Origin of the sequence: Roseomonas nitratireducens, from assembly GCF_017813355.1 — a bacterium.
Lineage (GTDB): Bacteria > Pseudomonadota > Alphaproteobacteria > Acetobacterales > Acetobacteraceae > Neoroseomonas > Neoroseomonas nitratireducens.
The window spans coordinates 1-24589 of record NZ_JAGIYZ010000023.1 but is presented as its reverse complement, the minus strand read 5'-3'; the positions used below and the strand labels follow the sequence as shown (position 1 = coordinate 24589).

At 72.5% G+C, this 24589-nt stretch carries 21 protein-coding genes; 4 read left to right on the top strand and 17 right to left on the bottom strand.

The features are described 5' to 3' along the window. Positions 1-24 precede the first annotated feature (24 nt). A complete protein-coding gene (locus J5Y09_RS19595; protein ID WP_209353518.1) occupies positions 25-1428 on the top strand; it encodes an aminotransferase in 1404 nt (467 codons plus the stop codon). A gap of 46 nt (positions 1429-1474) precedes the next feature. After that, a complete protein-coding gene (locus J5Y09_RS19590; RefSeq protein ID WP_209353517.1) occupies positions 1475-2677 on the top strand; it encodes an O-antigen ligase family protein in 1203 nt (400 codons plus the stop codon). Here the strand turns inward: J5Y09_RS19590 and J5Y09_RS19585 are convergent. After that, positions 2674-4296, bottom strand: a complete 1623-nt coding sequence (locus J5Y09_RS19585; protein WP_245217257.1) for an FAD-dependent oxidoreductase — start codon at positions 4294-4296, stop codon at positions 2674-2676. The genes J5Y09_RS19590 and J5Y09_RS19585 overlap by 4 nt on opposite strands. A 141-nt stretch (positions 4297-4437) precedes the next feature. On the opposite strand from J5Y09_RS19585, the gene J5Y09_RS19580 reads away from it, so the two are divergent. Next, positions 4438-4950, top strand: coding sequence for a VOC family protein (locus tag J5Y09_RS19580; protein WP_209353516.1), 513 nt, complete (start codon positions 4438-4440; stop codon positions 4948-4950). Here J5Y09_RS19580 and J5Y09_RS19575 read toward each other — a convergent pair. The 4 genes from J5Y09_RS19575 to J5Y09_RS19560 are packed head-to-tail and all read right to left on the bottom strand — an operon-like array spanning position 4947 to position 10198. After that, the gene (locus J5Y09_RS19575; protein WP_209353515.1) at positions 4947-6764 is read right to left on the bottom strand and encodes an ABC-F family ATP-binding cassette domain-containing protein; all 1818 of its coding nucleotides are present in this window, start codon (positions 6762-6764) and stop codon (positions 4947-4949) included. The two genes, J5Y09_RS19580 and J5Y09_RS19575, sit on opposite strands and share 4 nt — an antisense overlap. A gap of 4 nt (positions 6765-6768) precedes the next feature. Then, complete coding sequence (locus J5Y09_RS19570; RefSeq protein WP_209353514.1) at positions 6769-8058, bottom strand: adenylosuccinate synthase; 1290 nt, start codon at positions 8056-8058, stop codon at positions 6769-6771. Positions 8059-8064: 6 nt separating this feature from the next. Next, positions 8065-9204: an ATP phosphoribosyltransferase regulatory subunit gene (locus J5Y09_RS19565; protein WP_209353513.1), complete on the bottom strand. Its 1140-nt coding sequence runs from the start codon at positions 9202-9204 to the stop codon at positions 8065-8067. Between the two features lie 52 nt (positions 9205-9256). Further along, a complete protein-coding gene (locus J5Y09_RS19560) occupies positions 9257-10198 on the bottom strand; it encodes a spermine/spermidine synthase domain-containing protein (protein WP_209353512.1) in 942 nt (313 codons plus the stop codon). 60 nt (positions 10199-10258) lie between these two features. Here J5Y09_RS19560 and J5Y09_RS19555 point away from each other — a divergent pair, with 60 nt between their 5' ends. Next, the gene (locus J5Y09_RS19555; RefSeq protein WP_209353511.1) at positions 10259-10402 is read left to right on the top strand and encodes a hypothetical protein; all 144 of its coding nucleotides are present in this window, start codon (positions 10259-10261) and stop codon (positions 10400-10402) included. A 6-nt stretch (positions 10403-10408) separates the two neighbouring features. Here J5Y09_RS19555 and serA read toward each other — a convergent pair whose 3' ends face one another. The 12 genes from serA to J5Y09_RS19495 form a co-directional block, all read right to left on the bottom strand. Beyond that, on the bottom strand, positions 10409-11995 hold the full coding sequence (gene serA, locus J5Y09_RS19550) for a phosphoglycerate dehydrogenase (protein ID WP_209353510.1): 1587 nt from the start codon (positions 11993-11995) through the stop codon (positions 10409-10411). A 1-nt stretch (position 11996) separates the two neighbouring features. Next, a complete protein-coding gene (locus tag J5Y09_RS19545; RefSeq protein WP_209353509.1) occupies positions 11997-13175 on the bottom strand; it encodes a phosphoserine transaminase in 1179 nt (392 codons plus the stop codon). Between the two features lie 84 nt (positions 13176-13259). Then, complete coding sequence (locus tag J5Y09_RS19540) at positions 13260-14075, bottom strand: DUF1217 domain-containing protein (RefSeq protein ID WP_209353508.1); 816 nt, start codon at positions 14073-14075, stop codon at positions 13260-13262. Positions 14076-14110: 35 nt separating this feature from the next. Continuing rightward, positions 14111-14920: a bifunctional hydroxymethylpyrimidine kinase/phosphomethylpyrimidine kinase gene (gene thiD, locus J5Y09_RS19535; protein ID WP_209353507.1), complete on the bottom strand. Its 810-nt coding sequence runs from the start codon at positions 14918-14920 to the stop codon at positions 14111-14113. Positions 14921-14997: 77 nt separating this feature from the next. Next, a complete protein-coding gene (gene glmM / locus J5Y09_RS19530; RefSeq protein ID WP_209353506.1) occupies positions 14998-16356 on the bottom strand; it encodes a phosphoglucosamine mutase in 1359 nt (452 codons plus the stop codon). 90 nt (positions 16357-16446) lie between these two features. Continuing rightward, a complete protein-coding gene (gene folP, locus J5Y09_RS19525; protein ID WP_209353505.1) occupies positions 16447-17496 on the bottom strand; it encodes a dihydropteroate synthase in 1050 nt (349 codons plus the stop codon). Positions 17497-17741: 245 nt separating this feature from the next. Next, on the bottom strand, positions 17742-19670 hold the full coding sequence (gene ftsH / locus J5Y09_RS19520) for an ATP-dependent zinc metalloprotease FtsH (protein ID WP_209353504.1): 1929 nt from the start codon (positions 19668-19670) through the stop codon (positions 17742-17744). Next, entirely contained in the window at positions 19667-20950 is a 1284-nt protein-coding gene (gene tilS, locus J5Y09_RS19515) for a tRNA lysidine(34) synthetase TilS (RefSeq protein ID WP_209353503.1), read from the bottom strand. The genes ftsH and tilS overlap by 4 nt, the downstream gene beginning before the upstream one ends. A 98-nt stretch (positions 20951-21048) precedes the next feature. Next, positions 21049-21903: a tol-pal system YbgF family protein gene (locus J5Y09_RS19510; RefSeq protein ID WP_209353502.1), complete on the bottom strand. Its 855-nt coding sequence runs from the start codon at positions 21901-21903 to the stop codon at positions 21049-21051. A gap of 49 nt (positions 21904-21952) precedes the next feature. Beyond that, positions 21953-22417: a peptidoglycan-associated lipoprotein Pal gene (pal, locus tag J5Y09_RS19505; protein ID WP_209353501.1), complete on the bottom strand. Its 465-nt coding sequence runs from the start codon at positions 22415-22417 to the stop codon at positions 21953-21955. Positions 22418-22503: 86 nt separating this feature from the next. Further along, on the bottom strand, positions 22504-23877 hold the full coding sequence (gene tolB / locus J5Y09_RS19500) for a Tol-Pal system beta propeller repeat protein TolB (protein WP_209353500.1): 1374 nt from the start codon (positions 23875-23877) through the stop codon (positions 22504-22506). Beyond that, on the bottom strand, positions 23874-24589 hold a 716-nt coding region (locus J5Y09_RS19495; protein ID WP_209353499.1), incomplete at its 5' end, for a hypothetical protein. The genes J5Y09_RS19495 and tolB, both read right to left, overlap by 4 nt.

Genomic DNA, 24589 nt, shown 5'->3' with positions numbered 1-24589 from the left:
CGCCGCCGAGGAAGGCCCAACGACATGACACCGCCGCGCAATTCCAATGCCGCCAGGGACATCGCGAATGTCCTGCACCCCTACACCGATGCGAAGGCGCATATGGTGAACGGCCCGCTGGTGATCAGCCGCGGCAAGGGCGTGCGGATCTACGACGACCAGGGCAAGGAATACATCGAGGCGCTGGCCGGGCTGTGGTGCGCTTCGCTCGGCTTCGACAACGAGCGCCTGGTCAAGGCCGCGACCGACCAGATGCGCAAGCTGCCCTTCTACCATTCCTTCACCGCCAAGTCGCACGAGCCGATGATCGACCTGGCGGAGATGCTGATCGAGCGTGCGCCCGCGCCGATGTCGAAGGTCTTCTTCGGCAATTCGGGGTCCGAGGCGAACGACTCCGCGATCAAGATGATCTGGTACATGAACAACGCGCTGGGGCGGCCGAAGAAGAAGAAGCTGTTCTCGCGGCTGAAGGGCTACCACGGCATCACGCTGGCCGCCGCCTCGCTCACGGGCCTGCCGGCCAACCACAAGCTGTTCGACGCGCCGATCGCGGGCGGGCGCTTCTGCCATGTCGGCACGCCGCACCACTACCACAACGCGAAGCCCGGCGAGTCCGAGGAAGACTTCGCCACGCGCCTCGCCGAGGAACTCGAGGCGCGCATCATCGAGGAAGGCGGCGCCGAGGAATGCGCGGCCTTCTGGGCCGAGCCGGCGATGGGCGCGGGCGGCGTCATCATCCCGCCGCGCACCTACTTCCCCAAGATCCAGGCCGTGCTGAAGAAGTACGACATGCTCTTCGTGGCCGACGAGGTGATCTGCGGCTTCGGGCGCACCGGCAACTACTGGGGCTGCCAGACCTTCGACATCCAGCCCGACATCCTGGTCTGCGCCAAGGCGCTGTCCTCGGCCTACCTGCCGATCTCGGCGGTGATGGTGAACGAGGCGGTGTTCCAGGGCATCGCCGAGGGCAGCAGCACGGTCGGCACCTGGGGCCATGGCTTCACCTATTCCGGCCACCCGGTCTCCGCCGCCGTCGCGATCGAGACGCTGAAGATCTACGACGAGATGGGCACCATCGCGCATGCCGCCGAAGTGGGCGCGCACATGCAGGCGGAGCTGCGCCGCCGCTTCACCGACCACCCGCTGGTGGGCGAGGTGCGCGGCGTGGGCCTGATCGGCGCGATCGAGCTCACCTCCGACAAGGCCGCGCGCAAGCCGATCGACCCGGCGAAGAAGGCCGGCGCGCGCCTGGTCAAGCATGGCGAGGAACAGGGCGTGATCCTGCGCGCCATGGTGAATGACAGCATGGGCTTCTCGCCCCCGCTGGTGATCACCAAGGAAGAAGTGACCGAGATGCTCGACCGCGTGGGCCGCGCGCTGGATGCGCTCGCGGTCGACCTCCGGCGCGAGAGCATCGCGGCGGTCTGACCGCCGATCCGCCCCGGCGCCGCGCGCGCCGGGGCGACCTTGCCCCGTGAAGATCACCCATCCCGCCCTGCCGGTCGCGGTCGCGCTGCTCGCCGCGCCGCTCGTCGTCGTGCTGCAGTCCAAGGCGATGGCGCCGGTCGCGCTGGTCGCGCTGCTGCTGACCGTCATTGCCTTCGCGCGCGCACGGCGCGCCCTGCCGATGCCGGGCGGCGCGGCCTTCGCGGCCGGGCTCGCGCTTGGCCTCTGGGCTTGCGCCACGGCGCTCTGGGCGATCGAGCCGGGGCGCGCGCTGACCTCGGGCGCGTCGATCGCGGGCATGGCGCTGCTGGCCGCAGGCGCCGCCACCGCGCTGGCGGCAAGCGAGGATGCGGCGCGCGCGCGCCTGGCGCTGATGCTGGCGATCGGCCTCGCGCTTGGCCTGGCTGTGGCGGGCATCGACGCGCTGACCGGCAACGCCATCCGCGCCGGCGTCCGCGGCCTCGCGGAAGCGCCGGCGACGCTGGCCTTCGGCCTCAAGCCCGCCGCCTCGGTCATGGCGCTGCTGCTGCCGCTCGCCATCGCCCTGCCCTGGCCGGCGCTGCCGCGCGCGCTGCTGCTGGCCGGCGGCGCCGCGGTGATCGTCGCGCTGCCGGGCGATACGGCGAAGATCGCCGCCGTGCTCGGCCTGCTCGTCGCGGCGGCGGCGGCGCGCGCGCCGGTGCTGGTGCCGCGCCTGGTCGGCGGCGGGCTGGCGGCGGTGACCCTCGCCATGCCGCTGCTGGTCGCCGCCATCCCCGCGCTGCCGGTCGAGCGCCTGCCCTTCTCCGCCCTGCACCGGATGCTGATCTGGGATTTCACCGCCGAGCGCATCGCGGAGCGGCCGGTCCTCGGCTGGGGCATGGAGGCGAGCCGGGAGATCCCCGGCGGGCGCGGCAATCCGCCGGCCGAAACGCTCGACCATCTGCGCGTGACCGACCCCGCGCAGCGCGCCGCCTTCGCCGCGCCGCATGTGCAGATCCTGCCGCTGCATCCGCACAATGGCGCGCTGCAGGTGTGGCTCGAACTCGGCGCCATCGGCGCGCTGCTCGCGGCCTGGCTCGCCTGGGCGCTCGGCGTGGCGGCCGCGCGCGCGCCCTGCCCGCCCGCCGCGGCCGGTGCGCTCGCCTCGGCGGCGGTGACCGCGATGCTGTCCTTCGGCGCCTGGCAGGCTTGGTGGGTGGCGGCGATGCTGCTCGCGGCGGCGACGGCCGCCGCGCTGCCCCGCCGCTAACCCGGGCGGTTCCGCCGCGCGAGCCGCATGCCGCAGATGTAGCCCCAGGCCATGTTCGGCCCGATCGTCGTGCCGGTGCCCACGCCGCGCGTGCCGATCGGGTTCGCCATCGCGACGCCGGCGGCGAACAGGCCGGGGATGACGCTGCCATCGGGCCGCATCACCTCCCCATGCGCATTCGTGCGCGCGCCCCCCTTGGTCGCGAGGATGGCGCGGTTGAAGGGCAGCGCGAGGAAGGGCGGCCGCGCGATCGGCTTCAGGCCGGCGCGCCGGCGCTTGTCCCCCGCCGCGGCCGGGTCGGGGCGCGCGGGGCGGCCGAAATCGACATCATCGCCACGCTCGGCCGCTGCGTTGAAGCGGGCGACGCTGTCGGCCAGCGCATCGGGCGGCAGGCCGGTCAGCGCGGCGAGCGCATCGAGGCTGTCCGCCCGTCGCAGCCAGGCGGGATCGGCCTTCGCCGCCCAGCGCGCGGGCGGCAGCGCATCCAGCATCGCCGCGTCGCTGATCACCCAGCAGGGAAGCCGCAGCGGCGCGCCATCGGCGTCGCGGGCATCGATCACCTCGCCGATGTTGAACACCAGCTCGTTGACGAAGCGCCGCCCGTGCCGGTCGACCAGCATCGCGTTGGGTTCGGTGTGGAAGGGCACGGGGCGGGCGAGCAGCCTTCCCTCGTAGCGCGTGGGGACGGAGGGGGTGAGCGTCGCCTGGTCCATGCGCGCCATCGCCGCGCCCGCCGCCTGGGCCATGCGCTGCCCGTCGCCGTCATTGCCCGGCGGGCTGCCGAGGTAGTCGACCGGCCCGGGGAAGTGCTTCCCGCGCAGCGCCGCGTCCCATTCGAAGCCGCCGGTCGCGATGACCACGCCGGCGCGGGCGGACCACGCCTCCCGCACGCCACCACGCTCGACCAGCGCGCCGGTCACCGCGCCATCCGCATCCTGGGTGAGTTCGAGCGCGCGGGCGGAGAGCAGCACCTCCACCCCCGCCGCGCGGCAGCCGGCGAGCAGCCCGGTCACCAGCGCCGTACCCTTGCCGCGCGTGTTGGTCAGCAGCCGCCACAGCAGCCGTGGCCAGAGTTCGAAGGCGGTGCGGAAAGGGTGGTGATACAGGTCCGTCTCCACCGCCTCGTGATAGGTGAAGATCTCGGGGATGGTGGAGCGGCGGATGCGCAGGGCGAAGCGTCCCGCGCGCCAGCGGCTCAGCGGCAGCGGGCTCAGCATCCGCCCGCGCGCCTTGGCCCCCGGCAGCGTGCGCAGCGGGTCGGGCTCGGGCGTCAGGGCGAAGCGCAGGGGCGAATGTGCCTCGACGAAGCGGAGCATCTCGGGCGCGGCCTCGACGAAGGCCTGCCACAGCGCATCCTCCTCCGCCGCCCAGCCTTCCGGTGCGGCGGCGCGGATATAGGCGAGCGCTTCCGCGCGGCTGTCATCGATCCCGGCGGCCTCGGCATGGTGGTTGGCAGGGATCCAGGTGCCGGCGCCGGACATGGCCGTGGTGCCGCCGAGCCGGCCGGTCTTCTCCAGCACCGTGACGGCCAGCCCCTGCCGCGCCGCCGTGAGCGCGGCGACGAGGCCCGCGCCGCCGGAGCCCAGTACCAGAACATCCGTCATGCGCGTCGCGGCCATGGCGCGTCATCGCGCGCGGATGGCGCGGCGGCAAGGGCGCGGCGCGCCATCGGCCGGGCGGATGGCGATGATGCCGTTTTCCGATTGGCGCGCGGGGCCGCGCGCGCGCATCTCTACGCCAGACACGAGGACCCCGCCGCCATGCCCGACACCCTGCCCGAACGCCCCGTCCGCGCCGCCATCCACCCGGATGTGCGCATCGGCCATGTGCACCTGAAGGTCGCCGACCTCGACCGCGCCCTCGCCTTCTGGCGCGACGTGATCGGGCTCGAGGAACAGCAGCGCTACGGCGACCAGGCGGTGTTCCTCTCCGCCGGCGGCTACCACCACCACATCGCGCTCAACACCTGGGAGAGCAAGGGCGGCGCCTGGCCGCCGCCGGGCACGACGGGGCTGTTCCACGTAGCACTGGTCTATCCCGACCGGCGCGCGCTCGCCGGCGCGCTCAAGCGCCTGCTGGACGCCGGCTGGCCGCTGGAAGGCGCGTCCGACCACGGCGTGTCGGAAGCGATCTACCTGCGCGACGCGGACGGCAACGGCGTCGAGCTCTATCGCGACCGCGCGCCGGAGGACTGGCCGCGCGACGCGGCAGGCGGGCTCGCGATGGTGACGCGGCGGCTCGACCTCGGCGCGCTGCTGGCCGAAGCGGGCTAGCCCGCCTCCTCGCGCAGCATCTCGAGTTCCAGCCAGCGTTCCTCGGCCGCCGCGAGCGACGCCTGCGCGGCGGCCAGCGCCTCGGTCGCCTTCGCGAAGCCCGCGGGGTCGCGGGCGTAGAAGGCGCTGTCGGCGACGCGGGCCTCGAGCTTCGCGACCTCGGCCCCCAGCGCTTCCATGCGCGCGGGCAGCGTCTTCAGCTCGTGCTGGTCCTTGGCGTTCAGCCCCCGCCGGCGCGCGGGCGGGGCGGCGCGCGGCGCGGCTTCGGCCTTCGGCGCGGCGGGCTGCTTCGCGGCGGCCTCGGCCGCCCTGGCACGCACGCCGTGGCCACGCTGCGCGACCATGTCGGAATAGCCGCCGGCATAGTCCTGCCAGCGCCCTTCCCCTTCCCAGGCGATCACGCTGGTGATCGTGCGGTCGAGGAAGTCGCGGTCATGGCTGACGAGCAGCACCGTGCCGGCATAGTCGGCCACGAGTTCCTGCAGCAGGTCGAGAGTCTCGAGGTCGAGGTCGTTGGTCGGCTCGTCCAGCACCAGCAGGTTCGAGGGCTGCGCGAAGGCGCGGGCGAGCATCAGCCGCCCGCGCTCCCCCCCCGACAGCGCGGAGAGCGGCGTGCGCGCCTGGTCCGGCGTGAACAGGAAGTCCTTCATGTAGCCGATGACGTGGCGCGGCTGGCCGTTGACGAAGACCTGGTCGCCGCGCCCTTCGGTCAGCGCCGCGGACAGCGTCATCGTCGGATCGAGCGCGGCGCGCCGCTGGTCGAGCCCGACCATGGACAGGCCGGTGCCGAGCCGCACCTCGCCGCTGTCGGGCGCCAGCACCCCGGTCAGCATGTTGAGCAGCGTCGTCTTGCCCGCCCCGTTCGGCCCGACGATGCCGACGCGGTCGCCGCGGATGATGCGCGTGGAGACATCGCGCACCACCACCCGGTCCCCGAAGGCCTTGGTGATGTTGTCGGCGGCGATGACGAGGTTGCCCGACCCCGCCCCTTCCGACGCCGCCATGGTCACGCGCCCGGGCGCGGCGACGCGTTCGCGGCGCTTGGCGCGCAGCGCGTGCAGGTTCTCCAGCCGCCGGACATTGCGCTTGCGCCGGGCGGTGACGCCGTAGCGCAGCCAATGCTCCTCCCGCACGATCTTGCGGGCAAGCTTGTGCGCGTCGCGCTCCTCCTCCTCCAGCACCTGGTCGCGCCATTCCTCGAAATGGGCGAAGCCACGCTCGAGCCGCCGCGTGGCACCTCGGTCGAGCCAGACCATGGCGCGCGACAGGCGCTCGAGGAACCGGCGGTCGTGGCTGATCAGCACGAGCGCGGTCGAAAGCGATGCCAGTTCCGCCTCGAGCCACTCGATGGCCGGGAGATCGAGGTGGTTGGTCGGCTCGTCCAGCAGCAGGATGTCCGGCGCGGGCGCGAGCGCGCGGGCGAGCGCGGCGCGGCGGGATTCGCCGCCCGAGAGCGCGGCCGGCGCTTCCTCACCGCTCATGCCGAGATCGGCCAGCAGCGCGCGCGCGCGGTATGCATCGTCGGCTGGGCCGAGGCCCGCCAGCACGTAGTCGATCACGCGCGGGAAGGCCGAGAGGTCTGGCTCCTGTTCCAGGTAGCGCAGCGTCGCACCGGGCTGGAGGAAGCGCGTCCCGCCCTCCGGCTCGATCAGCCCGGCCGCGACCTTGAGCAGCGTGGACTTGCCCGAGCCGTTGCGGCCGACCAGCGCCAGCCTTTCGCCGGGGGCGACGGACAGCGAGGCGCCATCGAGCAGCCGCAGGCTGCCGAAGCCGTGCGCGATGTCGGTGAGGAGAAGGAGCGGCGGGGCCGCCATCACATCACCCCGCGAAGGGGTCGCGCATCATGATGGTGTCGTCGCGCTCCGGGCTGGTGGACAGCAGCACGATCGGCGCCTCCACCAGCTCCTCGATCCGGCGGACATACTTCACCGCCTCGGCGGGAAGTTCCGCGTAGGACCGCGCGCCGCGCGTCGAACCCGACCAGCCCTGCATCGTCTCGAAGATCGGCTCGGCCGCGGCCTGGGCGCGGAAGGCGGCCGGCAGGCGCTTCACCACCTCGCCATGGATGCGGTAGCCGGTGCAGATCTTCAGTTCCGGCAGGCCGTCCAGCACGTCGAGCTTGGTCAGCACCAGGCCCTTCACGCCGCCGACCTTCACCGCCTGGCGCACCATGCAGGCATCGAACCAGCCGCAGCGGCGCGGGCGGCCGGTGACGGTGCCGAATTCGTGCCCGCGTTCGCCGAGCAGCCGGCCGGTCTCGTCATGCAGTTCCGACGGGAAAGGGCCGGAGCCGACGCGCGTGGCGTAGGCCTTGGCGATGCCGAGCACGAAGCCGATCGCATCCGGCCCCACGCCCGCACCCGCCGCGGCGCTGCCCGCGACCGTGTTGCTGCTGGTGACATAGGGGTAGGTGCCGTGGTCGACGTCAAGCATCACCGCCTGCGCGCCCTCGAACAGCACGCGCTTGCCCGCCTGGCGCGCGTCGTCGAGGCGTTCCCACACCGTGTCGGCATAGGGCAGCAGCTTGGGCGCAAGCGCGAGAAGGCCGTCGAGCAGTTCCTTCTTCGGGAATTCCGGCGCGCCGAGGCCGCGCAGCAGCGAATTGTGGTGCAGCAGCAATTCGTCGAGCTTGGCGCTCAGCGTCTCGGGCTCGGCGAGGTCGCACAGGCGGATGGAGCGGCGGCCGACCTTGTCCTCATAGGCCGGGCCGATGCCGCGGCCCGTCGTGCCGATCTTGTCCTGGCCGCGCGCCGTCTCCCTCGCGCGGTCGAGCGCGGGGTGCAGCGGCAGGATCAGCGGCACGTTCTCGGCGATGCGCAGGTTGTCGGGCCCGACCTTCAGCCCCTGCGCGGTGACCTTGTCGATCTCGCTGAGCAGCGCCTGCGGGTCGAGCACCACACCATTGCCGATGATGCCGAGCTTGCCGCGCACCACGCCCGAGGGCAGCAGGCTGAGCTTGTAGGTCTGGTCGCCGACCACCAGCGTGTGGCCGGCATTGTGGCCGCCCTGGAAGCGGACGACGATGTCGGCGCGGGAGGCGAGCCAGTCCACCACCTTCCCCTTGCCCTCGTCGCCCCATTGGGCGCCGATCACGGCGACATTGGCCATGGCAGGTCAGTCCTTCGCAGCGATGGGGACGGCCGCGCCGTCCTTCAGTTCATGGGTGCAGCGCAGGCGCAGCGGCGTGTCCTCCGGCGCCAGCGCCGCGACGGTCGCGAAGCCCTGCGCGCGGAAGCGCGCGCCATCCGCGCCGAGCGGCACGAACAGCCGCGGCCGCGGCGCCGCGACCGGGGCGGCGCGCAGCACCGCGTCCGGATAGAGCGACATCCCCGTCGCCGGCTCGTCGTTCTGCGACAGGTAGCGCCCGCCGCGCGCGAGTTCGCCCGACATGCCCGGCCCGTACAGCGTGAAGGCGACGCCGGTGTGGTAGCGGAAGCCGCGGAACTCGACCGGGTCGAGCGTGATGCGCAGCGCCGGCGCGAGGCCGCGGATGGCGGCGAGCACGGAGGCCGCGTTCTCGGCGATGGCGCGCGCCGTGGGCGGAAGCTCCGCCGCTTCCAGCGCCGCCAGCGCGCCATCGGCCGGGCCGGTCGCGGCCATCAGCGCCGGCAGCGCGGCGAGCACGCCGCCTTCCCGCTGCGCGATGGACGTCACATCCGCGCTGTCCTTGCGATCCAGCGCGCGCGCCAGCGCCTGGCGCAGCGGCGGCGCGACGCCGGCGGCTTCCATCAGCGCCGGCACCAGCGTGGGCAGCGTGACGTCCAGGCTGACATCCGCCACGCCCACCGCGGCCAGCGCCTCGACCGCCACCAGCGCGACCTCGGCATCGGCCGCGGGCGCGGCGCCGCCGATCAGCTCGACGCCGGCCTGCGGCAATTGGCGGGAGGGGGCGAGCTGCGTGCCGCGCACCCGCAGCACCTGCCCGGCGTAGCACAGGCGCAGCGGCCGCTGATCCTGCGCCAGCCGCGTGGCCGCGATGCGCGCGACCTGCGGCGTGGTGTCCGCGCGCAGCCCCATCATGCGCTGGCTGACCGGGTCCATCAGGCGGAAGGTCTGTTCCGCCACGGCGGCGCCGGAACCGGCCAGCAGGCTGTCCTCGAATTCCAGCAGGGGCGGCTTCACCCGCTCATACCCATGGGCGGCGAAGACGGCCATCATCGCCTCGACGAGCGCGGCCTCGCGCTCCGCCTCGGGCGGCAGGAGGTCGGCGAGGCCGGCGGGCAGCAGCGCCGGGTTGGGCAGGTCGTCGGTCATGGCCGGCGGAGGGTGTGGCAGGGGCGCCCGCCCGGGGCAACCCCCGCGGCCATCATGGCGCGCCCGCGGCGGCGAGCAGGGTCCGCACCGGCTTCGACAGCGTCCGCATCCGCAGCAGCGTCGCCCCGTCGATCGCCTTGAGGTCCAGCCCGCGCGCGGCGATGCGCGCATCCGCCTCCTCCGGCGACAGGCCGGCGGGGTCCTGCCCGTCGCTCGCCAGCAGGAAGCCCCATTCGCTCCAGAACGAGGGCACCATGGTGGAATAGGAGGCGAGGTGGGCGAAGACCGGGCGAAGGTTCCGCCGCACCACGGCATGGTCCTCGACGCCGTTCGGGTTCAGCTCCATCGCCTGCACCGCCAGCATCCCGCCCGGGGCGAGGCGCCGCTTCACGTCGCGGAAGAAGCCCTCGGCGAAGAGCGCCTCGGACGGGCCGTCCTCGAAGGCGTCGACCAGGTCGAGGATGACGATGTCGAAACGCTCCTCCCCGCCCGCGACGTAGTCGAGCCCGTCGCCGATGACGAGTTCCAGCCGCGGATCCTCGAAGGCGCCGCGGTGCCAGGTGGGCAGGTGCTCGCGGCAGATGTCGACGAGTTCCCCGTCGATGTCGACCATGACGACGCGCGTGACGGAGGGATGCTTCAGCGCCTCCCGCGCCGTGGCCCCTTCCCCGCCGCCGATGATGAGGACGCTCCGCGGCGCGGGGTGCAGCAGCATGGCGGGCTGGACCAGCGCCTCGTGGTAGATCGCCTCGTCCTCCTCGGCCGATTGCAGGTGGCCGTCCAGGACGAGGATGCGGCCGTATTCGACCGTCTCGAGGATGCGGACCTCCTGCTCCTCGGTCTCGGTCTCGAAGATCGTGGCCGCGACCTCGTACCAATGGCCCTCGGGCCAGGAGGCATCCTCCTCGAAGATCGCGCGGGGCGCGACGCGGCGGGGGTTGTGCGTCCAGTTGCCGGGGTCGGGCCGGGCGGCCGGCCGCGTCGTGTTCACCATCCCTCAACGATCCTGCCGCAATCTAGGGGAAGGATCATGCCGGTCACGAGCGGAGGTGTCATGTCCGAGGTCACCGCCAACGCCATCCTGCCCGCCGACGAGGCGCGGCACGAGGAGGACCCCGGCCGCGCCTGGGTCAACGCGACCGTGATCGCGCTGCCCATGTGGGGCGGCTTCATGGCGCTGCTGGCCGCCTTCTTCTGACGCCGGTCAGAAGGCGAGCGAGGTCGCCTGCACCACCAGCGGCAGCTTCCGCACGCCGCTGAGCACTGGTTCAGGCATCGGCCCGTCCAGGCCCACCAGGCAGATCGCATCGCCCCCGGGGGCCGAGCGGCCCAGGTGGAAGGTCGCGATGTTGATGCCGGCTTCCGCCAGCGCCGTGCCGAAGCGGCCGATGAAGCCGGGCTTGTCCTGGTTCGTCACGTAGAGCATGTGCGGGGCGAAGTCGGCCTCGACCGCGATGCCCTTGATCTCGACCAGGCGCGGGCGGTTTTCCGCCAGCAGCGTGCCGGCGATCGACTTTTCGTACTTGTCCGTCACCACCGTCAGCCGGACCAGCGTCTGGTATTCGCCGCTGCGCTCGAGCGTCGTCTCGGCCACGTCGATGCCGCGCTGCTTCGCCAGCACGGGCGCATTGACCATGTTCACCGCGCCCATCAGCGGCGTCAGCACGCCGGCGAGGGCCGCGGCGGTCAGCGGGCGATGGTTCAGTTCCGCCGCATGGCCCTCGTATTCCACGCGGATCGCCTTGATCGCGCCGTCCTGCGCCGCGGTCAGTTGGCCGGCCATGGCGCCGAGCAGGCGGGCAAGTTCCATGTAGGGCTTGAGGCGCGGCGCTTCCTCCGCCGTCACGGACGGCATGTTGATGGCGTTGGACACCGCGCCGGTCAGCAGGAAGTCCGCCATCTGGTCGGCCACCTGAAGTGCGACATTCTCCTGCGCCTCGGCCGTCGCGGCACCCAGATGCGGGGTGCAGACCACGTTCTCCAGCCCGAACAGGGGGCTGTCCGTCGCGGGCTCCGTCTCGAACACGTCGAGCGCGGCGCCTGCGAGATGGCCTGACGTCAGCGCCTCGGCCAGCGCCGCCTCGTCCACCAGCCCGCCGCGGGCGCAGTTGATCAGCCGCGCGCCCTTCTTCAGCCGGAACAGCGCGTCACGGCCGAGGATGTTGCGCGTCTGCTCGGTCAGCGGCGTGTGCAGCGTGACGATGTCCGCGCGCGCGATCAGCGCGTCGAGTTCCACCTTCTCCACGCCGATCTCGACCGCGCGCTTCTCCGACAGGAAGGGATCATAGGCGATCACCTTCATCTTCAGCCCGAGCGCGCGGTCCGCGACGATCGAGCCGATGTTCCCGCAGCCGATCAGGCCGAGCACCTTGCCGGTCAGCTCGACCCCCATGAAGCGGTTCTTCTCCCACTTGCCGGCCTTGGTGGAGGCACTCGCCTCGGGGATCTGGCGGGCGAGCGCGAACATCATGGCGATCGCGTGCTCGGCCGTGGTGATGGCGTTGCCGAAGGGCGTGTTCATCACCACGACGCCGCGCGCGGTCGCACTCGTCACGTCCACATTGTCCACGCCGATGCCGGCGCGGCCAACCACCTTGAGGTTCGGCGCGACATCCAGCAGTTCGCGCGTCACCTTGGTGGCCGAGCGCACCGCGAGCCCGTCATAGGGCGCGATGATGGCGCGGAGATCGGCCGGGGAGAGCCCCGGCTTGAAGTCCACCTCGATGCCGCGGTCGCGGAAGATCTGCACCGCGGCCGGGCTGAGCTTGTCGGAGATCAGGACCTTCGGCATCTCAGGCCACCACGATCTCGGCGGCGACGGTCGCGAGTGCCCAGTCGAGCCAGGGCAGCAGCGCCTCGATATCCGCGGTCTCGACCGTCGCCCCACCCCAGATGCGCAGGCCCGGCGGCGCGTCGCGATAGGCGCCGGCGTCGAGCGCCACACCTTCCTTCTCGAGCAGCGAGGCGATCTTCTTCGCCGCGGCCGCCTGCGCCTCCGCCCCCATCGCGGTGAACCAGGGCGCGGTGATGGTCAGGCAGATCGAGGTGCAGGACCGCGTGGCGGGGTCTTCCGCCAGGAAGTCGAAGCCCGGCTTCGCCGCGACCCAGCGCGCGATGGCGGCGAGGTTCGCCTCCGACCGCGCGACCAGCCCCTTGAGCCCGCCGACGCCTTCCGCCCAGCGCAGCCCGTCGATGGCATCCTCGACGCAGAGCATGGACGGGGTGTTGATCGTCTCGCCCTTGAAGATGCCCTCGTTCAGCTTCCCGCCCTTGGTCATCCTGAAGATTTTCGGCATCGGCCAGGGCGGCGAATAGGATTCGAGCCGTGCGACGGCGCGGGGCGACAGCGCGAGCATCCCGTGCGCGGCCTCACCACCCAGCACCTTCTGCCAGGACCAGGTGACAACATCGAGCCGCTCCCACGGCAACGCCATCGCGAAGGCCGCGCTGGTCGCGTCGCAGATGGCGAGCCCCTCGCGCTGCAGCGGGATGAAGTCCGCGTTCGGCAGCCGCACGCCGGACGTCGTGCCGTTCCAGACGAACACCACGTCGCGCGCAGCCGCATCCACCTGCGAGAGATCCGGCAGCCGCCCATAGGGCGCCTCGATCACGCGGACGTCCTTCAGCTTCAGCTGCTTCAGCGCATCCGTCGCCCAATCCTTCGAGAAGGACTCCCAGGCCAGCACATCGACGCCCCGCGCGCCGAGCAGCGACCACATCGCCATCTCGACCGCGCCCGTGTCGGAAGCCGGCACGATGCCGAGCCGCCAATCGGCCGGCATGCCGAGGATGGCCTTGGACCGGTCGATCGCCTCGGCGAGGCGCGCCTTGGGGTCCTTGGCGCGATGGCTGCGGCCCAGCATCGCGCCTTCGAGCGCGGCGAGCGACCAGCCGGGGCGCTTGGCACAGGGACCGGACGAGAAACGGGGATTGGCCGGGCGGATGCCCGGCTTCGCAGCGGCGATCGCCATGCGGATGCTCCCTTCCAGAAGCGGATGCGTCCCGGTGGGGGGACGTGGCCCGGGGGAAGGGTTACGCCCGGGCGGGGCCGCCGATCAAGCCCGGATCGACAGGCCCGTGATGACCGACATCGGGTCGCTCGCCTGCGCCGCCTGCGATTCCGCCGCCTTGTTCGCCGCGACGATCAGGTAGCGTTCCGCGAGCTTCCGCACCGCCCTGTCGTCCTGGAGCGTCTCGAGCTTCATGCGCGACGTCACGGCGCGGCCCTGGGTTTCCACCGACTGGATCGCCATCTGGTCGGGCAGGCCGAGCGCGCCGGTCACCACGCGCCGGATCACGGAATCGCCCAGCACGCCGAAGACATCCTTCGCGTTGCGGGCCGATTCCAGGAAGTAGAGCGCGTCGGCCAGGCCCGGCTGCTGCTCGTTCAACCCGAGCCGGTACTGGTACTTCACGAAGGCATCGGACAGGCGCTGCACCATCGCCGGGTCGCGCAACGCGTCCATCCCCTTCTCCCAGGCGCCCAGCGTCTGCGCGGCCGCCTTCCAGGAGGATCCGAGCTGCGCCGCCACGCCCTTCGGATCGGACGGATCGGAGAGCAGCGCCCGCCGCACCATGCCGGGGTTGCCCGCCTGGTCCGGCAGGCCCAACGCCGGCATCAGCACCTGCAGGATGCGCGGGTCCTGCAGCGCCTTCTCGATCGTGTCGGCCTTGTCGAGCGCCCGGCGGAACTGCGCGAGCGTCGTCAGCGTGACCGGGTCCTTGCGCTCCTGCGCCATGCCCTTGGCCTCGGCACCGGCTTCCGTCACGCGCTTCAGCGCCGGGATCGCCGCCGCGGCGTTGCCGGACGACGATGCCCCGGACGCCTGCGCGCCGAACAGCGCCTGCACCTGGGTAAGGGAAAGGACCATCCCACCCGTTTCGCACGGGCCGGGCAAAGAAAGCGTTAACGGAGCATCCGCCCCGGATCGACCGTCACGCCATGGTCGAGCGGCCCATGCCCGCCGCCATAGCCCGGCGCCGCCGCGATCGCTGCGCGCACATAGCGCCGCGCGCGCACCACCGCGTCCCGCAGCGACAGCCCCTGCGCCAGGCCCGCGGCGATCGCGCTCGCCAGCGTGCAGCCGGTGCCGTGCGTGTGGCGCGTCGCGATGCGCGCATCGACGAATTCCTCGGCCCCGCCCTCCGTCACCAGCAGGTCGGTCACCGTATCGCCGTCCAGGTGGCCGCCCTTCAGCAGCACCGCCGGCACGCCGAGCGCGCGCAGATCCGCCGCCGCGGCACGCATGCCCGCGACATCCCGGATCGGGCGGCCGACCAGCACCTCAGCCTCCGGCAGGTTCGGCGTGATCACGGTCGCCAGCGGCAGCAGCCGCGCCTTCAGCGAACCCACGGCATCGGGGGCGAGCAAAGGGTGGCCGCCCTTGGCGACCATCACCGGGTCGGCGACCAGCGGGACGCCCTTCGCGCGCAGCGCGATCTCCTCGGCCACCGCCTCGATCACCGGGACATCGTGCAGCATGCCGGTTTTGAGCGCGTCGGCGCCGATGTCATCCAGCACCACCGCCATCTGCTGGCGGATGAAGGCCGGATCCACCGCGACCACGCCATGCACGCCGAGCGTGTTCTGCGCGGTCAGCGCGGTGATCGCCGTCATGGCGAAGCCACCCAGCGCGGTCACCGCCTTGATGTCGGCCTGGATGCCGGCACCGCCGCCGGAATCGCTGCCGGCGATGATCAACACGCGTCCCTGCATCAGGATCCTCGGCAAGAAGAATGGGGGGAGAAGGGAACTTCTCCCCCCATGCCCCCCTCAACCTTCTTTATCAAGGGTCAGGCGGCGCGGGCCTTCGCGCGGATCGTGTCGGCGAGGCGGGAGACGGTCGCGTCCACCAGGGATTCCTCCTCGGCCTCGGCCATCACGCGGATCACGGGCTCGGTGCCGCTGGCACGGATCAGCACGCGGCCACGCGCGCCGAGCGCCGCTTCCTCGGCGGCGATCGCGGCCTTCACCGAATCCTCGCCCAGCGGGGATGCGCCGGCGTAGCGGACATTCACCAGGCGCTGCGGCAAGGGGGTGAAGCAGCGCAGCACCTCGCTCGCGGGGCGCTTTTCCTCGACCAGCACGGCCAGCACCTGCAGCGCGGCGATCAGGCCATCACCCGTCGTGCCGAAATCCGGCATGATCATGTGGCCGGACTGCTCGCCACCGAGGTTGCAGCCCTCCTCGCGCATCCGCTCGCCGACATAGCGGTCGCCGACCGAGGTGCGCAGCAGCTTCAGCCCACGCTGGCCGAGGAAGCGCTCCAGGCCCATGTTCGACATCACCGTCGCGACCACGGCGCCGCCGCGCAGCGTGCCCTGCGCGTGCCAGGACCGCGCGATCAGCGCCAGGATCTGGTCGCCGTCGATCACCTGGCCCTGCTCGTCCACCAGCACCACGCGATCAGCATCGCCATCCAGCGCGATGCCGAGATCCGCGCGCCGTTCGCGCACCAGTTCCGACAACTGGCCCGGCGCGGTCGAACCCACGCCGCGGTTGATGTTGAACCCATCCGGCGCGACGCCGATCGACACGACCTCCGCACCCAGTTCCCACAGCACCGTCGGCGCGACCTTGTAGCCGGCGCCATGCGCGCAATCGACGACGATGCGCAGGCCCTCCAGCGTATGGCCGCGCGGGAAGGACTGCTTCGCCGCCTCGATGTAGCGGCCGGGCGCGTCCTCCATCCGGCTCGCGCGGCCGAGTCGCCCGGCGGGCACCAGCGCCGCGGCGAGGTCGCCGGCCATCAGCGCCTCGATCTCGCACTCCTGCTCATCCGTCAGCTTCAGCCCATCCGGGCCGAACAGCTTGATGCCGTTGTCCTCGAACGGGTTGTGCGATGCGCTGATCATCACGCCGAGATCGGCGCGCAGGCTGCGCGTCAGCAGCGCGATCGCGGGCGTCGGCAGCGGGCCGACCAGCACCACGTCCATCCCCGCGCCCACGAAACCCGCGGTCAGAGCGGGTTCGAGCATGTAGCCCGACAGCCGCGTGTCCTTGCCGATCACCACGCGGTGCCGGTAGGTGCCGCGATTGAAGTAGCGGCCCGCAGCCTGGCCGAGGCGCAGCGCGGTCATCGCATCCATGGGCGCGCGGTTGGCGGTGCCGCGGATTCCGTCAGTGCCGAAGAGGCGGCGCGTGCTGGACATGGTCCCTCTCAGTCCTTGCATCATGAACGACAGGGCGCGCCCCACGCCCTCACGATCTCGTATATCAAAAATCGCGCATGAGGAAGTTTTTCAGTCGTGTCCGGCCGGCGGGGCGCCGGCCTGGCAGGCGCGCCAGACGGCCAGCGCCTGCGCCGTCTCCGCCACGTCGTGCACGCGCAGGATAGATGCGCCGCGGGCGGCGCCCGCCAGCGCCGCGGCCAGGCTGCCGGGGACGCGCGCGGAGGCTTCCTCCACCCCCGACAGCGTGCCGATGAAGCGCTTGCGCGACGCGCCGAGCACAACCCGGCAGCCGAGTGCTGCGAGCAACGGCAACCGATCGATCAACGCCAGGTTGTGCTCCAGCGTCTTGCCGAAACCGATCCCGGGATCGATCGCGATGCGCCCGCGCGGAATGCCCGCCGCCTCGCAGGCCGCGATCCGCGCGGCGAGGAATTCCGCCACCTCCAGCGCCACGTCGCCATAGGTCGCCAGCGACTGCATCGTCGCGGGGTCGTCGCCCGGCATGTGCATCAGGATCACCGGCGCGTCGGACGCCGCGACGAGCGCGAGCGCCTCCGGATCGTGGCGCAGCGCCGAGACGTCGTTGACGATCTCCGCCCCGGCATCGAGCGCGGCGCGCATCGTCGCGGCGTTGCGCGTGTCGATGCTGACCGGCGCGGCCTTGGCCAGTTCGCGGACCACCGGGACGATGCGCGCGGCTTCCTCCTCCATCGTCACGGCGGCCGCGCCGGGGCGGGTCGATTCGCCGCCCACGTCGAGGATGTCCGCCCCCGCCTCGAGCATTGCGTGGCCCGCCGCGATCGCGACCTTGGCGTCGAAATGGCGGCCGCCGTCGGAGAAGCTGTCGGGCGTGACGTTGACCACGCCCATCACCAGCGGGCGGTCGGCGGGCAGGCCGGCGAAGGGCGCGGGGCGCTGGGCGATGGCGTCCAGCGCCTCCCGCCAATCCTCCGGCACCAGGTTCACCGGGCCGACGCCAAGGTCCTCCCCATCCTCGATCAGGCGGACGAAGGCGAAGGCGATGTCGCCGCCCTGCAGCGGCAGCGCGAAGCCCTCGCGCAGCGCATGGAAGGCGACGGGGCCGGTGATCAGGCCGAGCGGTTCGATGATGCGGGGCATCGGAGGGGCTCCGCCCCTCCGGACCATCCCGGCGGCGGTGCCGACCGGCCTTGCGGAGCAAAGCCGATGGCGGCGCGCGAAGGCGGCGGGCCTTCGCGAACCATCACCTCGCGCGGGAAATCACGGACGGGACCAAATGAAGAAGGGCGCGCTTGGCATAGCGCGCCCGTTCCTGCTGTCCAGAGGCGTTTCGGCCCCATGGGACCTCGACGCGGGGAAGTCGTGGAGGGCGGCGCCCTCCACGCTCAGGTGGCCGGCGCCGCCCCCGGGTTCAGGCCCGGCGGGCGCGGCGGCGCGGTCGGCCGGCCGGCGGCCGGCACGCTGCCGCGGGACGGGGCGATGGGCTCGTCCGGACGGTTGCGCACCACCGGCTCGCCGCGGATCACGTTGCGGATCTCGTCGCCCGACAGGGTCTCGTGCTCCAGCAGGCCCTTGGCCAGCAGGTGCAGCTCGTCCATGTGCTCGGACAGGATCGTCTTGGCCCGCGCATAGGCGCCGTCGATGATCGCGCGGATCTCGCCGTCGATCTTGCGCGCGGTTTCCTCGGACAGGTTCTTGGTCTGCGTGACGGAATGGCCGAGGAAGACTTCCTGGCTGTTGTCGCCATAGGCGATCATGCCGATCACGTCCGACATGCCCCATTCGGTGACCATCATGCGCGCCTGGTTGGTCGCCATCTTGATGTCGCCGGACGCGCCGTTGGAGACCTTGTCCGGGCCGAAGATCAGTTCTTCCGCGACGCGGCCGCCCATCGCCATGGCGAGCTCGGACTTCAGCTTGGACTTATGCTTGGAGTAGCGGTCGCCCTCGGGCAGCGACATCACGAGGCCAAGGGCGCGGCCGCGCGGGATGATCGTCGCCTTGTGGACCGGGTCGCATTCCGGCTCGTGCATCGCGACCAGCGCGTGGCCGGCCTCGTGATAGGCCGTCATGCGCTTCTCCGCCTCGCTCATGACAAGCGAGCGGCGCTCGGCACCCATCAGCACCTTGTCCTTCGCCGCCTCGAACTCCGCCATGCCGACGGTGCGGCGGCCCGTGCGCGCGGCGAGCAGCGCCGCCTCGTTCACCAAGTTGGCGAGGTCGGCGCCGGAGAAGCCCGGCGTGCCGCGCGCGATCACCTTCGGATCGACGTCGGAGGCCAGCGGCACCTTGCGCATGTGCACGCGCAGGATCTTCTCCCGCCCGTTCACGTCCGGGTTCGGCACCACGACCTGGCGGTCGAAGCGGCCCGGGCGCAGCAGCGCGGGGTCGAGAACGTCCGGCCGGTTGGTGGCCGCGATGATGATGACGCCCTCGTTGCTCTCGAAGCCGTCCATCTCGACGAGCATCTGGTTCAGCGTCTGCTCGCGCTCGTCGTTGCCGCCGCCCAGGCCCGCGCCGCGATGCCGGCCGACGGCGTCGATCTCGTCGATGAAGATGATGCAGGGAGCGTTCTTCTTGCCCTGCTCGAACATGTCGCGCACGCGCGACGCGCCGACGCCTACGAACATCTCGACGAAGTCGGAGCCCGAGATGGTGAAGAAGGGCACGTTCGCCTCGCCCGCGATGGACCGCGCGAGCAGCGTCTTGCCGGTGCCCGGCGGGCCCACCAGCAGCACGCCCTTCGGAATCTTGCCGCCCAGGCGCTGGAACTTCTGCGGGTCGCGCAGGAAGTCCACGATCTCCTCGAGCTCGGCCTTCGCCTCATCGATGCCGGCGACGTCGTCGAAGGTGACGCGGCCCTGCTTTTCCGTCAGCAGCTTGGCCTTGGACTTGCCGAAGCCCATGGCGCGGCCGCCGCCGCCCTGCATCTGGCGCATGAAGAAAATCCAGACGCCGATCAGCAGCAGCATCGGGAACCAGGACATCAGGTAGTGCAGCAGCGGGTTGACGTCGCTTTCCTCCGGCCGCGCGACGACGCGCACGTTGCGCTCCGTCAGGCGCGAGACCAGGGAGGGGTCTTCCGGCGTGTAGGTCTGGAAGGTGCGCCCATCGGTCAGCTGGCCGGTCAGGGTGCGCCCCTGGATCGACACCTCCCGCACATGGCCGGCATTCACCTCGTTCAGGAACTCCGAATACGCGACCTGCTGCGCGGTGGTCCGTCCCGTGCCCGAGGGCTGGAACAGGTTGAAGAGCGCCACGAGGAGCAGGGCGACGATCACCCAGAGCGCGAGATTCCGGCCGAAATTGTTCACGTGCGCGTGTCCGTCTCCATGCCGGAAGGATATTCCTCCCGGCCTTCCCGATTACACATAAGGTCGGGTTGACCACCCTTGAATGGTCCCACCGAAAACTCCCCGCCCGCCAGCCGCGGCGCAAACACCGTCGCGAAGGGCGCGCAGGCCTCTCGGGAAGGATAGAGCAGCGAAGGCACCGCGGCCAGCACGCCGTTCGGGGCGCGGATCGCCGGCAGGGCGCGGCGGACCGAAGCCGGCAGCCGCGCATCCCCCGCCACCCGTTCCGCCCCCAGCGCGCCGAGGCCGAAACCCGCCCGCCCCGGCCCCGCCAGCCGGAAGCGCCCGTCCCAAACGGCGCCGTGAATGGCCTCGACCGGCGGCCCGATCGCCCCCGGGTCGCGGGCGAGCAGCCAGCGCCCCCCCGCCGCCGGCCGCAGCCAGGCCCCCGCCAGCGTCCCCTGCCCGGCCGCGAGCAGCGCCGCCGCGCGGTCCGGCGCCGGCCGCCACGCCGCCCCGCCGATGCGCGCGGCGAGCCAGGCGAGCGCCGCCACGGCCGTCCCGTCCCGTCCGAGCGCCGCGGGGTCGATCCAGGCGAAGCCTTCCGGGCGGATTTCCGCCGCCAGGGCGAGGCGTTCGGCCATGGCGGCCTGGACCCGGCCGCGCCGGGCCGCGAAGGCGCCCGCCGCCGCCGCCAGCGCGGCGATCCCCGGCCCCGTCCCGCCGGGGTCGCCCAGGGCGTCGCGCAGCCGGATGCGGGCGAAGCGAGGGTCCCGGTTCGACGGGTCCCGCACCGGGGCCAGCCCCGCCGCCGCGACCACCGCTTCCAACGCGTCCGGCGCCACGCCGAGCAGCGGGCGCAGCACCAGCACCGCCCCGGCGTCCCGCGCCCCGGCCATGGCGGCGAGCCCGTCCGGCCCGCTGCCGCGCAGGGCGCGGAACAGCAGCGTCTCCGCCTGGTCGGCGCGATGGTGGCCGAGCAGCAGCCAGGGCCGGCCATCCCGCGCCGCGGCCTCGGCCAGCGCGGCGAACCGGGCCGCGCGCGCCCGTTCCTGCAGCCGCGTCCCCGGCGCGAGCCCCAGCGCCAGGATCCGCGCCGCGATCCCCCGGCCCGCCAGGAGGCCGGCGACATGCCGCGCCTCAGCAGCGCTTTCGGCCCTCAGCCCATGATCGACGATCAGGGCGAGAAGATCGCCGCCCCTCTCCCTGGCCCATCGCTGCGCCAGCAGCGCCAGGGCAAGACTGTGCGCCCCCCCCGAAACGCCCGCCGCCAGCCTTGGCCCAGCGCCGAGACGCCCCATGGCCTGATCGAAGGCTTCAAGTGACGGGTTCCAAGGGCCCTTCGGCCCTTGGCGGGGTGCGGTCCGGAGAGGGGCGGCGCCCCTCTCCGGGTCTGCCTTCACCTGCACTGTCCCCGGCGCCGCGCTTCCGCGACCCGCGCGGTCAAGGGCGCGGCGAGCGTCGGGAACTCCGACCTCAGCTGGTCGAGCGTGTCGCAGGCTTCCCGCCGCGCCCCGAAGCCGGCGAAGGCGTTGGACAGGCCGAGCAGCGCCTCGGGCGCCCGCCCGCTGCGACGGTTGGCGGTATAGGCCTCGTTGAAGGCCAGCGCCGCGTTCTGGAACTGCCGCTGCCCGAGCAGCGATTCCCCGAGGAGGATGTTGGCATCCTGCGCCCGCGGCCCGGGCCGGCCGCGCAGCACCTCGCGCGCCGCGGCCTCGGCGGCGGCGTAGTCGCGGCGCCCGAGCGCTGCCTGCCCGTCGGCGATCGCCCGTTCAGCGGGCCGGGGGCCGGTTGCCGGCGGCTGCTGGGGTTGCGCCTGCTGCGGGGCCGGGGCCGGAGCGGCCGCCGGCCCCTGGGGAGGGCGCGGGGCGCCGCCACGGCCGCCCCCTTCCAGCTGCTGGAGCCGGAAATCCATGTCCCCGCGCAGCTTCTCGATGTCCTCGGTCAGCCGGCGGTTGGAATTCTCGGCAACGTCGAGCTGGCCGCGCAGGCGGCGGACCTGTTCCTCGAGTTCGCCGACGCGGGCGAGCAGTTGCTGGACGAGTTCCGCCGGCGGCGCGTTGCCGCCGCGCGGAACCGGCGCGGGTGCCGCCGCGGCGCCGCCGCCGCGGCGCACCGCGTCGAGGTCCCGGCGCAGTTCCAGGATCTGGTTCTGGAGCGCGATGCCTTCGCGGCTGTCCATCTGCGCCGCGGCGGGCGCGGCGAGCAGCGGCAGGGTCGCGAGGGCGGCGAGGAGCGCGGCGCGTGAGGCCATGGCGGCGCGGCGGACCCGGCCGCGAGGACCGGGCCGCCTCCCTGCTTGGTTACTGGACGACGGTGACGGCGCGGCGGTTCTGCGCCCAGGACGCCTCGTCCGAGCCGAGCCCGGCCGGGCGGTCCTTGCCGTAGGAGATGGTCGTGATGCGCGCGCCGTTCACGCCGCCGGCGACGAGCGCGTCGCGCGCCGCATTGGCGCGGCGCTGGCCGAGGGCGAGGTTGTATTCGCGCGTGCCGCGTTCGTCGGCATGGCCTTCGACCTGCACGCGGACGGAGGAATGCGTGCCCATCCACTGCGCCTGGCGCTGCAGGACGGGGCGCTGGTCGGCGCGGATCACCGAACTGTCGAAGTCGAAGAACACGCGGTCGCCGACATTGGCCACCAGGTCTTCCTGGGTGCCCGGGCGGACGGTGCCCGCGCCGCCGGCGCCGGTCGCGGCGTTCTGGTCGGTGTTGGAGCAGGCGGCGAGCAGAGCGAGCGCGGCCACGGCGCCGAAAAGGCGGGTCTTCATCGGGGGGTCTCCTGGCTCGTTGAGGTGAGGAAAGGGGGTCAAGCATCCGGCTTGACGCGGGTCAAGCCAAAGGATGCTGCGCTGCATCATGACAGGAGCGGCGACCAGGCCGGGTCGGTCGCGTCCGTCGGCGTCGGGATCGGGCGTTCGTTGAAGCCGGCGATGTCGATCGAGACGATGCGCGCGGAATAGCCGCCGCCGCGGGAATCCGCGCGGCTTTCGCGGTAGAACATCAGCACGCGGCCATTGGGCGCGAAGGTCGGGCCTTCCATCGCCCAGCCTTCGGACAGGATGCGTTCCCCCGATCCGTCCGGGCGCATGACGCCGATGGCGAAGCCGCCGCCGCCGAAGCGGGTGAAGGCGATGAGGTCGCCGCGCGGCGACCAGACCGGCGTCGCGTAGCGGCCGCGGCCGAAGGAGATGCGGCGCGGGCTGCCCCCGCCGGCATCCATCACGTACAGCTGCTGGTCGCCGCCGCGGTCGGAGTTGAAGACGATCTGCGTCCCGTCGGGGGAGAAGCAGGGCGAGACGTCGAGCCCGCCGCCGCTGGTCAGCTGGCGCTCGCGCCGGCTGGCGATGTCGACGACGTAGATGTTCGCATCGCCCCCGCGCGTGGCCGAGAGCACGACCGACCGCCCATCGGGCGAAAAGCGCGGGGAGAGCGTCATGCCGGGGAAGTTGCCCAGCACCTGCTGCGCGCCGGATCCGATGTCGAACAGCACGACGCGCGGCTGGCCGCGGTCCTGGTAGGACATAAAGGCGATACGCTCGGCCGAGGGGTGGAAGCGCGGCGTCAGCGCGGCGAAGCGGCCATCGGTCAGGAAGCGATGGTTCTCGCCATCCTGGTCCATGATGGCCAGGCGCCGCGTGCGGCGGTCGCGCGGGCCGGTCTCGCTCACATAGACCACGCGGGTGTCGAAATAGCCCTTCTCGCCCAGCAGGCGCTCGTAGATCACGTCCGAGATCAGGTGGGCGATGCGGCGCCAATTGGCCGCGGGCGCGGTGAAGGCGGTGCCCTGCAGCTGCGATTCGGGCAGCACGTCCCACAGGCGGAACTCGACGCGCAGGCTGCCGCCCTGTTCCACGACGCGGCCGGTGACGAGCGCCTGCGCGCCGATCACGCGCCAGTCCTGGAAGCGCGGCGTCTGGGCCGCGGCCTCGGCGGTCTGGATGAAGGCCTGCCGGTCCACCGGGCGGAACAGGCCGGAATTGCGCAGGTTCGCCTGGATGACGCGGGCGATGTCGCGCCCGACGCGCGCGCCGTCGCCGGCCCCGGCAAGGTCCGGGATCGCGACCGGGATCGGATCCGTCCGCGCGCGGGTGATGTCGATGACCGCGCCCTGCGGCTGCTGCGCCAGGGCGGGCAGCGGCGTGGCGAAGATGCCCGGCGCCACCAGCCCCACGCCGGCGCCGGCAAGGACACGGCGGCGCGTGAAGGTGAAGTTGCAGTCAGGGTTCATCGCACGAGCCCCCTCGGATTGAAGCGGAAGATAGAGGCCATCACCGTCCCGTACTTCGAAGGCGGCACACGAAGCGGATTGCACTGCGGCGATAGTAGGGCACGCCGCGCGGATTCGTAGACCGAGCGCGCGCGCGGGTCGGACGGCGCGGCGCCGTTCGGCACCACGTTGCGGACATTGCCCTGGCTGTCGAGTTGCACGCGCAGCTCCACCACGATCTGGTCCGCATTCATCATGCCGCGGTCGACGGCCCAGCATTCGGCGATCTGGTCCGCGAGTCCCCGGATTTCACCCTGCGTCAGCGCCGCCGTGCCGGTCGGGCTGCCGCCGCCCTGCTGCGGCGCGCCGGACGGATTCGGCCGCGCGGTCGGCGGGCGGTCCTGCTGCTGCGCGGTGCGCAGGCGTTCGAGCGTGTTCTGCACCGCGGTGCTGCGTTCCTGCGGCCGCTGCACCGGCGGGGTCTGGCCCGTGCCGGCCTGCTGGGAAGGCTCGGGCGGCGGGGGCACGGGCGGCGGGGGCAGCGGCAGCGGATCCGGGCGCGGCGTGGTCTGCGCCTGCTGCTGCGGCTGGGGCGGCGGCGGGGTGGGCGGAGTGGGCACGGGCTGCGCCACGCGCGGCGTCGGCACGACATCCGGGCTCGGCGCCGGGGGCGGCGTGGGCGGGGTCGGCTGGGCCTGCTGCGGGGTGGGCGGCGTCGGCGCACTGGCCGGCG

Coding starts and splice junctions, on each gene's coding strand:
- J5Y09_RS19595 (WP_209353518.1), top strand. CDS start 25: ATGACACCGCCGCGCAATTCCAATGCCGCCAGGGACATCGCGAATGTC.
- J5Y09_RS19585 (WP_245217257.1), bottom strand. CDS start 4,296: ATGGCCGCGACGCGCATGACGGATGTTCTGGTACTGGGCTCCGGCGGC.
- J5Y09_RS19580 (WP_209353516.1), top strand. CDS start 4,438: ATGCCCGACACCCTGCCCGAACGCCCCGTCCGCGCCGCCATCCACCCG.
- J5Y09_RS19575 (WP_209353515.1), bottom strand. CDS start 6,764: ATGGCGGCCCCGCCGCTCCTTCTCCTCACCGACATCGCGCACGGCTTC.
- J5Y09_RS19570 (WP_209353514.1), bottom strand. CDS start 8,058: ATGGCCAATGTCGCCGTGATCGGCGCCCAATGGGGCGACGAGGGCAAG.
- J5Y09_RS19565 (WP_209353513.1), bottom strand. CDS start 9,204: ATGACCGACGACCTGCCCAACCCGGCGCTGCTGCCCGCCGGCCTCGCC.
- J5Y09_RS19560 (WP_209353512.1), bottom strand. CDS start 10,198: ATGGTGAACACGACGCGGCCGGCCGCCCGGCCCGACCCCGGCAACTGG.
- J5Y09_RS19555 (WP_209353511.1), top strand. CDS start 10,259: ATGTCCGAGGTCACCGCCAACGCCATCCTGCCCGCCGACGAGGCGCGG.
- serA (WP_209353510.1), bottom strand. CDS start 11,995: ATGCCGAAGGTCCTGATCTCCGACAAGCTCAGCCCGGCCGCGGTGCAG.
- J5Y09_RS19545 (WP_209353509.1), bottom strand. CDS start 13,175: ATGGCGATCGCCGCTGCGAAGCCGGGCATCCGCCCGGCCAATCCCCGT.
- J5Y09_RS19540 (WP_209353508.1), bottom strand. CDS start 14,075: ATGGTCCTTTCCCTTACCCAGGTGCAGGCGCTGTTCGGCGCGCAGGCG.
- thiD (WP_209353507.1), bottom strand. CDS start 14,920: ATGCAGGGACGCGTGTTGATCATCGCCGGCAGCGATTCCGGCGGCGGT.
- glmM (WP_209353506.1), bottom strand. CDS start 16,356: ATGTCCAGCACGCGCCGCCTCTTCGGCACTGACGGAATCCGCGGCACC.
- folP (WP_209353505.1), bottom strand. CDS start 17,496: ATGCCCCGCATCATCGAACCGCTCGGCCTGATCACCGGCCCCGTCGCC.
- tilS (WP_209353503.1), bottom strand. CDS start 20,950: ATGGGGCGTCTCGGCGCTGGGCCAAGGCTGGCGGCGGGCGTTTCGGGG.
- J5Y09_RS19510 (WP_209353502.1), bottom strand. CDS start 21,903: ATGGCCTCACGCGCCGCGCTCCTCGCCGCCCTCGCGACCCTGCCGCTG.
- pal (WP_209353501.1), bottom strand. CDS start 22,417: ATGAAGACCCGCCTTTTCGGCGCCGTGGCCGCGCTCGCTCTGCTCGCC.
- tolB (WP_209353500.1), bottom strand. CDS start 23,877: ATGAACCCTGACTGCAACTTCACCTTCACGCGCCGCCGTGTCCTTGCC.